General features: G+C 42.8%; 11 protein-coding genes and 3 pseudogenes. 7 read left to right on the forward strand and 7 right to left on the reverse strand.

Annotation, left to right across the window (positions count from 1 at the left end; genetic code table 11):
• Positions 1-30: 30 nt before the first annotated feature.
• From B1L02_RS06275 to B1L02_RS06285, 3 genes and pseudogenes are all read left to right on the forward strand, one after another.
• Positions 31-1299 (forward strand): imelysin family protein, encoded by a 1269-nt coding sequence (locus tag B1L02_RS06275; RefSeq protein ID WP_088530336.1) that lies wholly within the window; start codon positions 31-33, stop codon positions 1297-1299.
• The gene (locus tag B1L02_RS06280) at positions 1292-3499 is read left to right on the forward strand and encodes a TonB-dependent receptor family protein (protein ID WP_088530337.1); all 2208 of its coding nucleotides are present in this window, start codon (positions 1292-1294) and stop codon (positions 3497-3499) included. The genes B1L02_RS06275 and B1L02_RS06280 overlap by 8 nt, the downstream gene beginning before the upstream one ends.
• Positions 3500-3615: 116 nt before the next feature.
• Positions 3616-4601 (forward strand): annotated as a pseudogene (locus tag B1L02_RS06285) (sterol desaturase family protein).
• Positions 4602-4967: 366 nt separating this feature from the next.
• Here B1L02_RS06285 and B1L02_RS06290 read toward each other — a convergent pair.
• Together B1L02_RS06290 and B1L02_RS06295 are read right to left on the reverse strand one after the other, a co-directional pair.
• Positions 4968-5255, reverse strand: a complete 288-nt coding sequence (locus B1L02_RS06290) for a hypothetical protein (protein WP_088530338.1) — start codon at positions 5253-5255, stop codon at positions 4968-4970.
• Positions 5256-5531: 276 nt separating this feature from the next.
• Positions 5532-7101 (reverse strand): annotated as a pseudogene (locus B1L02_RS06295) (cation:proton antiporter).
• 131 nt (positions 7102-7232) lie between these two features.
• On the opposite strand from B1L02_RS06295, the gene B1L02_RS06300 reads away from it, so the two are divergent.
• Complete coding sequence (locus B1L02_RS06300; RefSeq protein ID WP_088530339.1) at positions 7233-7976, forward strand: sporulation protein; 744 nt, start codon at positions 7233-7235, stop codon at positions 7974-7976.
• Positions 7977-8049: 73 nt separating this feature from the next.
• A complete protein-coding gene (locus B1L02_RS06305) occupies positions 8050-8496 on the forward strand; it encodes a GNAT family N-acetyltransferase (RefSeq protein WP_088530340.1) in 447 nt (148 codons plus the stop codon).
• A 36-nt stretch (positions 8497-8532) separates the two neighbouring features.
• Here B1L02_RS06305 and B1L02_RS06310 read toward each other — a convergent pair whose 3' ends face one another.
• The 4 genes from B1L02_RS06310 to B1L02_RS06325 all read right to left on the reverse strand — a co-directional run bounded on the left by B1L02_RS06310 (position 8533) and on the right by B1L02_RS06325 (position 13038).
• A complete protein-coding gene (locus B1L02_RS06310) occupies positions 8533-9879 on the reverse strand; it encodes a sodium-dependent transporter (protein WP_088530341.1) in 1347 nt (448 codons plus the stop codon).
• Positions 9880-10100: 221 nt separating this feature from the next.
• On the reverse strand, positions 10101-11387 hold the full coding sequence (locus B1L02_RS06315) for a sensor histidine kinase (protein WP_088530342.1): 1287 nt from the start codon (positions 11385-11387) through the stop codon (positions 10101-10103).
• Between the two features lie 20 nt (positions 11388-11407).
• Complete coding sequence (locus B1L02_RS06320; protein ID WP_088530343.1) at positions 11408-12115, reverse strand: response regulator; 708 nt, start codon at positions 12113-12115, stop codon at positions 11408-11410.
• A 119-nt stretch (positions 12116-12234) separates the two neighbouring features.
• Complete coding sequence (locus B1L02_RS06325; RefSeq protein ID WP_088530344.1) at positions 12235-13038, reverse strand: hypothetical protein; 804 nt, start codon at positions 13036-13038, stop codon at positions 12235-12237.
• 98 nt (positions 13039-13136) lie between these two features.
• Here B1L02_RS06325 and B1L02_RS06330 point away from each other — a divergent pair, with 98 nt between their 5' ends.
• Entirely contained in the window at positions 13137-14384 is a 1248-nt protein-coding gene (locus B1L02_RS06330) for a serine hydrolase domain-containing protein (RefSeq protein WP_088530345.1), read from the forward strand.
• Here the strand turns inward: B1L02_RS06330 and yhbY are convergent.
• Entirely contained in the window at positions 14381-14677 is a 297-nt protein-coding gene (yhbY, locus tag B1L02_RS06335; RefSeq protein ID WP_088530346.1) for a ribosome assembly RNA-binding protein YhbY, read from the reverse strand. The genes B1L02_RS06330 and yhbY overlap by 4 nt on opposite strands.
• An 86-nt stretch (positions 14678-14763) precedes the next feature.
• On the opposite strand from yhbY, the pseudogene rlmE reads away from it, so the two are divergent.
• Positions 14764-15392 (forward strand): annotated as a pseudogene (gene rlmE, locus B1L02_RS06340) (23S rRNA (uridine(2552)-2'-O)-methyltransferase RlmE).
• The last annotated feature ends 6 nt before the right edge of the window (positions 15393-15398 follow it).

A 15398-nucleotide genomic window follows, 5' to 3' on the forward strand; every position in this document is an offset into this window, starting at 1 on the left:
TTTGTTGTATATAGATAATAGAGAATGCAAATGAGAGTATCTAAACGTTTTAGTGCTGCTGCCGTCGCTGTAGCTTTGGTATTGTCGGGTTGTGGTGAAAGTACTTCGAGTAGCCAAGGCCCCGGAGTGAAGGATAATAACTCTGGAACGGATAACCCAACTTTACCCTCGCAATTTGATGAAGCGGCTTTGGTGAGTAACCTAGTCAATAATGTGCTTACCCCTGCAATTGAACAATTCAATGAGCTAGCCATAACGCAGCAACTTGAAGTCGCGAATTATTGTAGTGCTGAAAAGGCATTGGCTGAAAATACCGCCGCGTTAAAATTAAATGCTCAACAAAGCTGGCGCAGCGCTATGGTAGGGTGGCAGTATGTTGAATTGATGCAAATGGGTCCACTTACAGCCAATAGCAAAGAGCTTAAAAATAACATTTATGTTTGGCCTGCTACTGGCTCTTTATGTGATATCGACTTGGATGTAGTGTATTTTGAAGATGGCGTTATTAATGGTAATGCCAGCAACCCTTACAATATCTCTGAGCGTACAGCAAACCGTAAAGGCTTAACGGCCTTAGAGCACCTTCTGTTCAATGCCAATCTTGACCATAACTGTTCGTCTGTGAATGATGCTTTGGCACCATGGAATAGCCGCTCAACTCAGGAAAGAGCCGTTGCGCGTTGTGAGTTTGCGACGGAAGTGGCGAAAGACATTGAAGCACAGAGCAATTTACTCTTGTCTCAATGGACTGGAGAAAATGGCTATGCAGCTAAGCTTGTTAATGCAGGACAACCAGGCTCTCCGTTCGACACGCCCCACTTAGCGCTCAATGAAATATCAAAGGCGCTGTTTTACATGACCGAAGAGTTAAAAGACGGCAAAATAGCGACGCCGTTAGGCCTAGGTTTTCCGAACGCGTGTGGTTTAGAGGCTTGCTCTGAAGCGGTGGAGTCGCCAATTGCAGAACATTCGAAAGAGAACTTACTTGCTAACATCAGAGCATTTAGAAACATCTTCACCGGTAATGGCCAAGACACAGAGAATACATTGGGTTTTGACGACTTTTTAGATGCTGAGAATGGTAGTGATGTAAAAGAGCGCATGCTTGCAGGGCTTGCTGACGCAGAGGCCACGTTGCTTGCGATGGATGCGAGTCTCAAAGCTGAGCTTGCAGGTTCTACAGAGCAAGTAACGCAAACGCATACAGACGTTAAAAAAGTGACAGATGATTTAAAGACTGAGTTTATCGAAAAGCTCGCCCTAGAGCTTCCACAAACTTCGGCAGGTGACAATGACTAAGCGCATGAACATGAAGAGATCTTTATTAGCTGTAGCGGTAATTTTTGCGCTACCTCAAGCGCAAGCTGCGGATGACAATCAAGATATTGAGCATATATCTATTATCAGCCACCACGATAAATTGCGAAAAGAAGCCGGCTCTGCCACTTTGTTATCAGAAGCGCAGTTGGCAGAATACGAATACGATGATATTCACCGTATTCTTTCTAATGTGCCTGGCGTTAATATTCGTGAAGAGGATGGCTATGGCCTTCGACCAAATATTGGTTTTCGTGGTGTAACACCTGAGCGAAGTAAAAAAATCACCATAATGGAAGACGGTGTGCTCATTGGCCCCGCACCTTATTCAGCACCAGCCGCTTATTATTTCCCTGTTACGACTCGGATGACTGCGGTTGAGGTGTTTAAAGGACCTGCGGCTATCAAGCATGGTCCACAAACGGTTGCAGGTGCGCTTAACTTAGTGACTCGTCAAGTTCCTGAATTTACAGAAGGCGGTATCGATGTTGCGGCTGGCAGCGATGGTTACTCCAAAGCGCACGGTTACTATGGCTCAGTGGTAAATAATGTTGGTTTCTTATTCGAAGCGGTTAATCTACAAGCCGATGGCTTTAAAGAGCTTGATGGCGGTGGTGATACGGGATTTGAGAAGAACGATATCCTAGCCAAGTTTAATTATAAAATTTCACAAGGTGAGCTAAACCATACCTTTGGGTTAAAACTCAGCTACGCCGACGAGTTGTCCGATGAAACCTACCTTGGTTTAACGGATGCAGATTTTGCTGAAAACCCGTATCGTCGATACGCAGCGTCTCAGCCTGCAGAGATGGATACCAAGCATACTCAAGTGATGTTATCCCATGTGCTTGATGGTAAAGACTTCAACGTTACAACAAGACTGTACCGCAATGACTATGAACGAGCTTGGCTTAAGCTTAATAGTCTAGGTAGCAAAAGTGGACCATCACTGTCTAAAATCATGGCAAATCCTGAGGCTTTTGCAAATGAGTACGGCGTGATCACAGGGGTAAGGGACTCTGTTGTTGCAGGTTCAAACATCTTTTTGAATATGGGGACTAATGACCGTGAGTATTTCTCTCAAGGTCTTCAAGTCGATGCCAATACAAGCTTTAGGCTATTTAATTTAACCCATGATATTGCTCTTGGCGTGCGTTTCCACGAAGATGAAATTGAGCGCAAACACTTTGAGCAAGCGTATGCAATGGAAGGTGGTTCACCTGTGTTGCTGGAAGGCTCAAAGCAGTTTACATCACTGAATACTGAAAATACCAAAGCGTGGTCAGTATATCTAGAAGACAAAGTACAACTTGATGCGTTGACACTGGGCCTTGGCCTTCGTGGCGAGCTGATGGACATGTCTTACCAAGATAATAAAGATGCCGATGTTTGGATTGATAAAACCACCCGTATTTGGCTACCTAGCCTAAGTGGTTTCTATCAGCTTTCTGATGATGCTGGTCTTTTATTTGGTGTGCACCAAGGTTTTGTGCCTTCTTCACCACAACAAGATCCTGATATAGAGCTTGAGAAGAGTGTTAACTACGAATTTGGTGGGCGCTTCAATGATGGTGTGACTCAGTTTGAGATTGTGAGCTTTTTCAACGATTATGAAAATCTGAATGAAAGTTGTGGTCAGTCTAACTGTGGTGTCAATGACCAACAAGACCAGCAATTCAGTGGTGGTGAAGTGGATGTTTACGGTCTCGAAATGCAGTTTGCGCAGCGTTACCCACTTAACCTGCAACTGGATATCCCGTATAGCTTCACCTACACCTATACTAAAGGTGAGTTCCAGAATGAACGTGCTACAACGTTCGCGCAATGGGGTTACATTAAAAACGGCGATGAGCTTCCGTATTTACCGTCTCATCAAGCCACTTTTAATATTGGCCTTGCAGCAAGTGACTGGAAAGTTAATGTCGCCATCAAATACATCAGTGAGATGAACGAAGCTGCCGGCAGAAGCACTGAAGACTTTGAGCTTGTACTTGAAGGCGCGAAGGTGCCAAGCACAACGATTGTTGATGTATCCGCGAGTTACGAGCTAGGGCAGTACGGTCAAATTTATGCTAAAATCGACAACTTGTTCGACGAAGCAGAAATTGTTAGTCGCCGCCCGTATGGCGCGCGTCCGGGCAAACCAAGACAATTTAGTTTAGGGTACAAATACCAGTTTTAATTGATTGTCTATGCGGCTCTTGATTAGGAGCCGCAGCTTCATGGAGTCTGCCGTTAGACCTATGGAGTTGTTCCAAAAATATGTGAATTCATTATTTCTTTTTGATGGAAATGACTATGTTAGAGCAATTATGGCAAAGCATAACTGAACTTCCTGGCTACTTATTTGATGCCAATAAAAGAGTGTATTTGCCATACTTGTTTAGTGCCATTTTGATGGCTGTTCCTGTTTATATCGCCACAGAGAAAGCGCACTCTAGTAAAGGTTTCTTTAAATTCCTATTTCCCAAGCAAGTGTGGTGGTGTAAAAGCGCCAAGCTCGATTACTGCTTGTTGATCACAAATCGATTGATAAAGGCGGCGACGTTCACACCTATCGTGTTGACTATGGTACCCGTGGCGCTGGGGTTGTCCGCTGGGCTTGAAACGCTCTTTGGTCCAGCGTCACATCTTGAAGCGCCAGAATGGGTGGTTATTGGGCTATTTACGTTATTTTTATTTATAGTAGATGACCTCACTCGGTTCTTGTTGCACCTGATGCTGCATAAAATCCCATTCTTTTGGGAGTTTCACAAGGTGCACCATTCAGCAAAAGTCCTGACACCCTTTACTATTTATCGCTCACATCCAGTTGAAAGCTACCTGTACGCCTGTCGCATGGCATTAACCCAAGGGATAGTGGTTGGAGTAGGATATTACGTATTTGGCAGCAGCTTGAGCATGTACGATATTCTTGGTGCGAATGCGTTTGTCTTTTTGTTTAATATCTTCGGGCGAACTTAAGACATTCACATATCTGGCTGAGTTGGGGTGATAGGGTAGAGAATTGGTTTATTAGCCCTGCACAACACCAAGTGCATCATAGTGATAATCCTATCCATTTCGATACCAATTTAGGCTCTGCTCTAGCCATTTGGGATCGTATATATGGCTCTCTGATTAAAGCCTCGAGTGTGGGAAAAATTACTATTGGAGTTGGACAATATGATGCAGGACATGATTCACTTACCGCAATTTACTTAAAGCCATTCAAGGAGGCTTGGAAAACGTTATTACCGAAAAGGAGAAATAACCCGCCATTTAAATCACCGCAAGGTGACTAGACCTAAGTTATTCAGATCCATATCTTTGCAATTAATTGGTTTTTGTTGGTTCTAATACCAATTAGTCTTAATACTTGCTCAATTTGAAGGAACAAATCTGACGCTAACTGCGTTAAAAATTTCTCATTTAGAACAACTAAATAGCAAAACTTTCGCCTAGTTATCGACAAGATTTTCTCGCCTCAAAATAGATCACTTAATTAAGCTAATTGGTATAATTACGGTAACAAATTACGCTATGTATTATTACTAGTAAGGTTATTCTTTAAAATAAGCAAAAAGCTCAGGCGTGTGGTTAGAAGAGGAAAATAGGCTGACGACGGGCATTGTCAGCCTATGTGGGAGAGTAGGCTCCCTAAATCTTTATTAGTGCAGCTGTGATGAAGGCTTACTGCGGAAAAAGCCTAATTCATTCAGCTTTTCAATTAGTTTTGGATCGTCCAAACGATTAGGTGTTTCTTCATCTCTTAAATAATGATCGTTTGGTACGGAATGCATATCGAGCATTTTATGAAATAGGATATTACGAATTGCCAGCGCTGTCATACCACCGTCCTGAATCGCATCCAGTCTTTCTTGGAGGTCTGAAAAAGGCGCAGCCTTGACGTCATCCACTACTGCAGAAAATTGACCATTAGATTTATTCTTAATCATAAAACCCCCAAAGGTATAGCTTGTTCACAATCCAGTGACACGATGTTCAAAAGGCATTTGGCATCAATTTATGTTCATAAAATAGATACTTACGCCATGTCCGATGTGATCAGTTTACTCTGAAGTGAGGGCAAATTACCATCTTGGATGTAAAGCTTTGTAAATCGAATAATGAGCGGAATGGAATAATGAAATAGACGTCTAGATGTAACACAATGATCTGAATATGAAAATAGTTCTCAGTACCAATTATGATACTGAGAACCAATATCTAATTTAAGTAAATAATTTCTCTTTTACGTGTTCTGCAAAACCACTACCGGCTTCGAGGTAGAAGTTATAGGTAGAATTCACGCCCATTTCTTCTAACTCTTTCTGTTGGTCAGGGTAGTTTGCAATGGCGGTAACTTGGCCGTTGTAACCCGATGCTTTGAGCTGTTCTAGTGCGTAAATATTCTGCATATGTTTGGGCATCGCAAGCATCACCATTTCTACTTCAGAGTGATTTACACGTTGCCAAAAGTCAGGGTCGGTCGCGTCAGCTGTCAATACTCTGCGTCCCCGGGAAACATGTTTTTCAACCACTTCAGGCTTAATATCTACACCAGCAACGGTATCAGGGAAGCTGGCTTGTATCGTTTCATAAGCACCCGTTCCAATTCTTCCCATGCCAAATATTACGATTTTAGTATTTGTAAGGTTTACGGGTAGCTCTTCTTCTAAACGGTCTTGACTCTCAAATTTTAATAACCAAGGCTCGAACTTGACGTAAACCTCGTTCGAGCGTTTGTTTAACGGAGACGCAATCACAAACGTAATAGAAACAGCAATGGCAACTACAGCTAACCAGTCAGGAGCAACTGCACCGGAAGCAGATGCTACGGCACAGACAATAAGACCAAACTCGCTATAGTTGGTTAGTGTAAATGCGCTCAATAGTGATGTACGAGCACGCAATTTGAACATGTTGGTGAAGACATAATACAGTGAGACTTTAATCGGGAGAACAATTACTAATAGAATCGCGATTAAAAGTGCATCTAGCGTAATTGTGGCATTTAACCCGATATTTAAGAAAAACCCAACCAGCAAGATGTCTTTTACATTCAGCAGTGATTTTGATAACTCGCCCGCTTTTTTATGTGGGGCGAAAATCATACCCATGATCAGCGCACCTAAATCCCCTTGAGACCCGCAAATTCAAAGGCATGATAACCTGCGACTAACGCAAAAAAGAAGCCAAAAAGAGGAAGTAACTCACCATGTTTTGAACGGCTCAATACCCAAAACATAACTGGACGTACAAGTGGTAACACAATAAGCAGCGCAAGTGCCCAAATATTGGGTACTTTGCCAGTGCTAACGGCGAGAAAGATAACCGCAAAGATATCTTGCATAACCAAAATACCGATTGAGATTTTACCGTGAAGACTTGCCATTTCACCGCGCTCTTCTAGCACCTTTACCGCAAAAACGGTACTGGAAAAGCTAAATGCGAAACCAACCAATAAAGCGCTTTGCCAATCTAGGTCGGTAAATAAAGGTAGGCTCATCGCCCTAGCATCAGCAACAGGCTAGCGAAAAACGCCGTACTGGTAATGATGTGCATACTCGCTGGTGCCCAAACCTGAGGTTTAATTAGGTTACCGACGCGTAATTTTAAACCTATGCTGAAAAGCAGCAGTGTTACACCAAGATCTGCTAGTTGGGTAAGTAAGTCAGTGGTTTTATGGCCAAGTAGGTTTAAGACGAAGCCCGCCATCAAAAAACCAATCAAAGGTGGAAGCTTTAATTGATAAACAGAAAATCCGCATGCAAATGCGACAGCAAAATAGAGCAGTTCCATAACTTTAAATTTTTATCCAAGATATGAGCAGTGTACCAAAACCTCCTGATATATAAATTATAAATTTTCGCTGACAAGTTGGAAAAAATATGGTTATGATGCAGGTAAGGACATACCGGACAGGAGACGTAATGTTTAAGAAGATCCTAGCATCTGTCGGTATCGGTGCGGCAAAAGTAGATACTGTATTGGAAACAGAACATTTGCACCCGGGACAGAAATTTCAAGCGCAAATTATAGTAAAAGGTGGTGATGTTAGCCAAGAGGTAACAGGTTTAGAACTTGCGCTAATGACAAGAGTTAAAGTTGAAGGGGAAGACGGCGAATATTTTAGTAATCATGTTATTGACCGTTGGCGTGTAGGCAATAGCTTCACGATAGGCCCTGACGAAGAAAAAGTTATTCCTTTTGAAGCTCGACTTCATTCAGAAACACCAATCACAGAAATCAATGCGGGGTTCAACCGTTGCCATGTTTGGATTGAAACTGGCTTAGACATTGATTTAGCAATCGATCCATCGGACAAAGACGCTTTACACATTTATCCAAATGAAGCAGTGAAAGCGTGTATGACAGCGATGGAGCGTTTAGGCTTCCATTTAGTGAAAGCAGATGTAGAAAAGGGCTATTTACGGGCTTCTGAGTTTCAGTCTGTTTCTGGTTGCTACCAAGAACTTGAATACCGACCAAACTCGCGTTCACTATTTGGATTACAAGAAGTTGAGCTCTCGTTCGTACCTGAAGCGCATCGAACCCATGTACTCATAGAGTTGGACAGAGCGTTTCGAGGGGACGGTTATGTCGATCTAACGATTGAACACGATCACGTAAATATTTCTCAATTATGCGATCAGTTGGAGCGGCTGTTCTCATAATCACTTGATTTAATCCAAAACGCCCAGCTTTGTCTGGGCGTTTTTGTTTCAAACATAAATGACAGAGAGAAAAATGAATTGGCAACTTAAAAGTTATGATGCGCTTACAAAAGATGAGCTGTTTGAAATTTTAAAGTTAAGGGTAGATGTATTCGTTGTGGAACAGGTATGTCCCTATCCGGAAATTGATGATATCGATAGAGCGCCTGAAACTAGACATCTGTTCTTGGTGAAAGGCGAGAAAGTTTTGGCTTATGCTCGTTGTTATAGAAAATCCGCAACTACCGCATCCATCGGCCGTGTTATTGTTTCGTCAATGCAGCGAGGGCAGGGCGTTGCACACGACCTTATGCATCGTGCGATTTCTTGCTGTGAAACGGATATTGCCCATGAAGCTTTAGTTATTTCTGCGCAGTGTTATTTAGACAAGTTTTATACGGGGCTCGGTTTTGTGAAGCAAGGTGGGGAATACCTAGAAGATGGGATCCCCCATCAGGATATGTTATTTGTGAAAAAGTAAAAGAGGCTATGCGTAGCCTCTTTTTTATGAGCGAAATTATAGTGAATTTAAAAATACCGCAGCAATGGCGATTGGACAAACAAAGCGGATGTACCAAGGCCATACTTTCCAGAAGAAACTGCTGCCAACTTCCGGGCATCCTGATTCAATTTCTTTAAGCAATTTTGCTCTGTGCCAAATCCAACCGACAAATACACAGCACAGCATGCCAAGTAGTGGCTGACCAAACTTCGTTGTTAGGCTAACAGTAAAGCCGAACAGGGTTTCGATGTTTACCAAAATGGTGAAGCTCACTGCTGTTACCAAGGTACCGATGACCCAGGTGGCCTGTACTCTGCCCAGTGCAAAACGTTCAACAGCATAGGAGACGGGCGCTTCTAGCATCGAAATAGACGAGGTGAGTGCGGCAATACTCATCAGAGCAAAGAAAGCGAAGCTTACCAAAAGACCAATACTACCCATGCTATCAAACAATGCTGGCAATACTTGAAACACTAAGGTGTCTTCATTTAGCAGTGAGCCGTCAGCTGCAAAAATCTCTACGCCTTGCGCTTGCGCGACATACATGGCGGGAATGATAAGTAAGCCGGCAACGAATGCGATAAAGACGTCGATTAAGGTAACCATTGCGCCAAGTGAAACTAGATTCTCTTTTTTACTAATGTATGAACCGTAAATGATCATCACGCTGGTACCAAGCGAAAGCGAGAAAAATGCTTGTCCTAGGGCATCAACGAGTAACTGTGGATTGAGAACGGAAGAAAAATCAGGAACAAGATAAACTTTGAGTCCTTCAACAGCGCCTTCTTGCGTGAGTACGTACGCAATTAAAGAGAATAAGATACCGATAAGGGCTGGCATCAAGCGCTTGGACCATTTTTCGATCCCGTTTTCTACGCCTTTGCTAATTATAAGTACGGTGAGTGCGATAAAGGCGGCTGTAAAGACGATATTGCGAGACATAGACTGATCAGCAAGCCAAGATTGCGCTTGAGTCATTGATGCTACTTCCGCGATGGGTTCAAGCGTTGCACTAAACATCCAGCCCGCCACTATTGCATAGAAACTTAAAATAAGACCCGCACAAATGATACCGCCGAATCCGACAACAAAAGCAAGCTTACTTTGCCATGCTGTATTTGTGAGTTTGCGCAGTGAAGTTACCGCATTTGCTTGGCCGTGACGGCCAATAACGAGTTCAGCCATTAGTGCTGGATAGGCGAGACAAAAAGCCAAAACCAGATAAACTAAAACAAACGCAGCGCCACCATTGGATGCAGTTTGTGTTGGGAATCCCCAAATGTTTCCCAAACCTACCGCCGAACCTGCGGCGGCCATAATAAAACCAAAGCGAGAGCTGAACTCTCCTCGGACATTGCTCATAATTATTATACTTCTCTAAAATTTCTAACGGCGCTGACAATCTACTGTAATTAAAAAGAAATAAAAAGAGTAAATTACCTTGATTTAGCGCAAGTTTTAGCCTGATATTTAGCCGTAATTAAGTTGTTGCACTCAAAAAGAAAAGCTTAGCTTATAAGCTAATGTTTTCACGATTATTTCTATATGAGATAGGTCGCTGTGTAGCGACTTATTTACAATAATTATTTTTCTTTACAGGGAAGCGAAAGCACAAATTTTGCGCCACCTAATCGTTCAGACTGGTTGACGGTAGCTGTACCATGATGCCAATCCATGACTTTTGCAACGATTGCAAGACCTAAGCCATAGCTTTTTCCTGCACGGTTGCGGTGAGTTTGCTCTTGAAAGAAAGGACTAAAGACTTTATCCCAATTTTGTCTCGCGATCCCAGGACCATCGTCTTCAACGGTAATAATGAGCCAATGCTCGGTGCGGTGTGCACTTAATAACACGCTGGTGTTAGCAAAGTCACAGGCATTGCTAATCAAATTACTTATTGCTCTTGCAAGCCAATGCAAGTCACCATGGATCATTAAGTGCTCAGGAATGTCTACGCGACCAGAAAGTTGATTTTTTTGTAGCTTTGGTTGCATTTGTTGCATCAAATCTTGACCATAGCGAGATAAGGTCGTTACTTCGTGCTTGAGTAAGTGAGACTTTTGCTCAAGCGTCGCAAACGAGAGGTAGCTCGAGAGCATATCTTCCATCTGATCTAAATCTTTTTCCATGCGCGTTAAATAATCGTGAATGGCATCGATATCACTCTCATCTAACGCTGCATCTAGGCCAAATCTTAAACACGCAACGGGTGTGCGGATGTCATGAGAAAGACTGGAAGCCATTAGCTTATTCTCAGCCATCAGCTTCTCTATTTGGCTCGCCATTCGATTGAAGGTATTTTCTAAGTCGCGGATGTAAGTGAAATGATTAGGAGTGATGCGCGCGCTTAGGTTGCCACTGGCAAAATGTTTTGCTGCGGTATTGAGTACGATCAAGCGTTTAACTAATGGAGAGAGAATAAACCATAATATTGCGCAAATGCCGCCGTAGAAAAATAACGTCAGCAATACATCGTAATCTGCTTGTTCAACCTGAGGTTGCCATTCAAGTTCAACGTAATCAGGCGCCATTTCAGGAGTTGTTTTTAGCAGATATACATTTTCGTTTTCTATCACTAACCCATCAGGATGTAACATCTGTTGCTTTAACTCGAGCGGCATAGCTAATGTGTCGCCATCTTTATAGCTAATATTGATGTCAAATTGCTGAGCAATCAAAGCCGTTGCGTCTTCACGTTTTTCCTGCTCAATATTTGCAACTTGCTTAGCCAGGCCGCTAATCAGTTTGCTTTGCCACTCAAAACTATCCTCCAAGGGGGCGGTTTGCTGATTGTAGGTGTCGATCACCCAACCCAATGCGAAGATCGAAATCAACGCACCGGCGAGTAAGTAGATGTAGAGTTTTTTCACGATTTAGCTTGCGACCTTCATTACCAAGCTGATGGCACGAGTAGATATCCTTTACCCCACACCGTTTTAATTTTTTCAGGGTTTTGAGGATCATCATTAAACTTTTTACGCAGAGCAGAAATGAGCACATCGACGCTTCTGTCGAGGCCGTCGTACTCTCTCCCTTTGGTCGCTTTAAATACCGCGTCGCGAGAGACAACTTCACCAGCGTGACTAGCTAAAAATTGTAGTAGTAGATATTCGGCACTAGAAACGATGACTTCTTGGCCTGAAACACTGACTTTGCGAGCTTGAGTGTCGATGCATAAATGTCCAACCACGAGTTCGTGATTAGCGGCATGATGGTCTTGCGGTTTTTCTTGTGCTGCGCGCACATTCGCTTTGATCCGAGCGAGTAAAGCACGAGGACGAACAGGCTTGATAACATAATCACTAGCGCCGACTTCCAAACCGATGACTTCATCCATTTCTTCATCTTTGGCAGTGAGCATAATAACAGGCTTATTATAAAACTGCCGTAAATCGCGGCATACGCTGATACCGTCCTTACCCGGGAGCATTAGGTCAAGTAAAACAAGGTCCGGGTCTAGTGACTTCACACGTTCAATAACTTCATCACCGCGATAGCAGCAATGTGTTTTATAGCCTTGGTTATCAAGATATTCAGCGACCCACTGCGCTAATGAAGTATCATCTTCAACCAATAAGATTGTGCCGTATTGCTCCATGTCTTTACTCCGAACTTTTTATTTTTCTGCGTCGAGTATAATCCTAAAAGCCTCATTGTCTGTAAATAAGTGTAGCGCCAGCTTGCAGTTGACCTCTGTCAAACTGGCTAATACTTATGTTACTTAACATTTAGCTTCTCGATTAAACTCTCAGCCAAGTGTTTTTGCATATCCGCTGTTAACGCTGATACTTCTGTTTGGGTACATGCACCTGCGGTTTTTTCGAGCGGCGAGACCGTTTTAGTAATCTTGTAAGGAGGAATATCAACGGGTTTCTCGCCACGTTGACGACGTGCTTCGTCAGTATTTTGTGCAACGATAAACGAAAGTACGTCGTGTTCGTTTTCTATTTTCTCCACCTCTGTAAAGGTGAATTGTAAAGGGATACCCTGGAAGCCCGCGCTATCTACTGATGACTTGGCAAACCAAACTACATCTGATGACGCTTGGTGTGCTAGACGCATACTGACTGAAGCCACGATATTCGTACATTGGAATGCTGGTGAATTTTGCGCCAGCTCAGCGATATGTGGATGTGGATTTCTTGGTCTATCCAGTGCGTACGTTTTATTAGCTGCAAATTCCAAATCGAGTTGATGAATCGTTAGCGTGTAGTTTGCGTTTTTAGCAGCAACAACTTTCAGGCCTTTTTTCTCAAGCAAAGCAACAATTTGCTTTCTTAGTGTATCTGTCAGGCTTACCTTGTCGGCGTTGATGTAGACTGTGTCCCCTTGAGCAAGAGCGTGAGCGGGTAATTGCACTGATTTAATTCGTGCGGAATTAAGTTCGGTACTATAGCTGATTTGATAAACAGACTTTTTTAGTAGTGGCTTCTTAGGTACATCTAACTTTGGCGCTAATGGCGCTGTGGTGACACATCCAAAAAGTAGACTTGTACATAGAGCTGCTAGCACTAAACGCATTAAAATACCTCAATTAAACAGTTATTTTCTTATATTTAGTGAGTTCCGCCAATTCATCATGTTAGTATGGCGGGCGAGTGTTAATGAAATGAGTCATTATGAAGTCGCTAATTCTCACATTAGTTTGTTTTTTTTGCATTAGTTATCCAAAAATAACGATTGCAAAAACCCCAAACCAGCAATGGTCACAATTTTTAAAGAGCTATTCTAAGCAAGTCGAGCGCAAACTAAAAGAAAAATCGGTGCCCGGTGCTGCTTTATCCGTCGTGCATGTCGAGCACGGAAGCTACGCACAAGGTTTTGGCAGGACAAAAAGTCGACAAGGAAGCGCAGTTAACGAACGAACTCGCTTTCGCTTGGCATCGGTTTCAAAAACGTTTGCAGGAAGCCTAACGGCTAAATTGGTAAGCGAAGGGCATTTTAATATTGACGATAGAGTCGGTCGCTATTTGCCACAAGTCACCGAAGGTGACTATAGTCAACTTAAGCTCTATCACCTGTTAAGTCACTCTAGTGGCTTAGTCCCTAATGCCTACGATAATCTGATAGAGTCTCGTATGGACTATCCACAAATTGTCGAGCGTTTACTGCAAGTCAAAGCCTTATGTCAGCCTGGCGAGTGTTATGGTTATCAAAATGTCATGTTTAGCTTGATTGGCGATGTTATCGAACAAGCGACGAATATAAGTTACAAAACTTGGATGGAAGAGTTTATTTTTGCACCACTTAATATGCATGACGCTGGTCTTGGTTACGAGCAAATGACGCAAAACGATAATTTTGCGTGGCCGCATGTCAGAGGGCGAAAGCGCTGGCATACCGCAAAATTAAAGCCGCACTATTATAAAGTACTCCCTGCCGCTGGTGTAAACGCGAGTGCTGCTGATATGGCGCAGTGGCTAAAAGCACAATTAGGTATGTATCCAAGCGTTTTATCACCGGATGCGCTGAGTAAGCAATCGGTGCCGTATACGTTGACTAAGCGTGAGCTCCGCAGGCGCGTTTGGCGCGGTCATGTTGAAGAAGCATACTATGGACTTGGGTGGCGAATCTATCGCTACGATGGCAGGTTGCTCTATTATCATAGCGGCTGGGTGCAAGGTTATCGTACCGATGTCGTGATTATTCCAGAGCTTGGTGTTGGATTTAGTCTACTGTTAAATGCAGAGAGTGGCATTATTAATCAGTTAACGAACGACTTTATTGTTGACGCATTGGCGCTTGAGAAGAAATTACTGCCTCAGGTGAGTGAGCAGGAAATTAAGAAAGTAAAAGCAGAAGAAGCGAGTTTATTACAAGAGATTGCGACGTCTTCTGGTGAAAACGTCGCAGACAACAAAGATTAGTTACGAGGTAACTGGATCTTTTTGTCTTCGCTTTGACGGTACAACACAATGATATGGCCAATGGTTTGTACATTATGTGCATTTGTTTCACGAACAATTGCTTCAAAAATCAGCTTCTTAGTTTCACGATCGTTGGTTGGTACTTTAACCTTGATAAGTTCGTGAATGTTCAGGTTTTGCTCAATTTCAGCCATGACGCCTTCGGTTAGGCCGTTTGCGCCTAGAAGAACAACTGGGTTTAAAGAATGAGCTAGCCCTTTTAGGAACTGCTTTTGTTTATTTGATAAGGTCATATTGATACAATCTTATTTATTAAAAGGCTTGAATTATCGATATTCTAACGCCATCTAGACAATATTACTAATGAGTTGTAGCTAATATGGCAAATAAAAAACATTCCGCCAGTTCGAAACGTTGGTTAAAAGAACACGTAGAAGACCCGTATGTACATGAAGCCCAAAAACGTGGCTATCGTTCACGAGCGGTTTTTAAGCTGGAAGAAATCCAGCAAAAGGATAAATTGATCCGCAAAGGAATGACGGTAGTCGATTTAGGAGCTGCCCCGGGTAGCTGGTCGCAGTATCTTGCAGAACAGGTAGATATTGACGGACAAGTTATTGCTTGTGATATCTTACCGATGGACTCATTAGCGGGTGTCGATTTCCTTCAGGGAGACTTCAGGGAAGAAGCGGTATTAAACGTATTATTGGATAGAATAAACGGCAAAAACGTTGACGTGGTTTTTTCTGATATGGCACCAAATATGAGCGGTAATATGTCAACCGACCAATCTGGTAGTATGTATCTGGTCGAGCTAGCACTAGATATGTGTCATCAAGTATTGAAACCAAACGGTGCATTCGCAGTTAAAGTTTTCCAAGGGAAGGCTTTGATCAATTTGTACAAGAGGTACGTAATTGTTTTAAGATCGTAAAGATCCGTAAACCAAAAGCGTCTCGTCCTCGTTCACGGGAAGTATATGTAGTGGCGACAGGCTACAAACTGTAGTACAGT

The sequence above is a fragment of the Pseudoalteromonas piscicida genome (genome assembly GCF_002208135.1).
Taxonomy (GTDB): domain Bacteria; phylum Pseudomonadota; class Gammaproteobacteria; order Enterobacterales; family Alteromonadaceae; genus Pseudoalteromonas; species Pseudoalteromonas piscicida_A.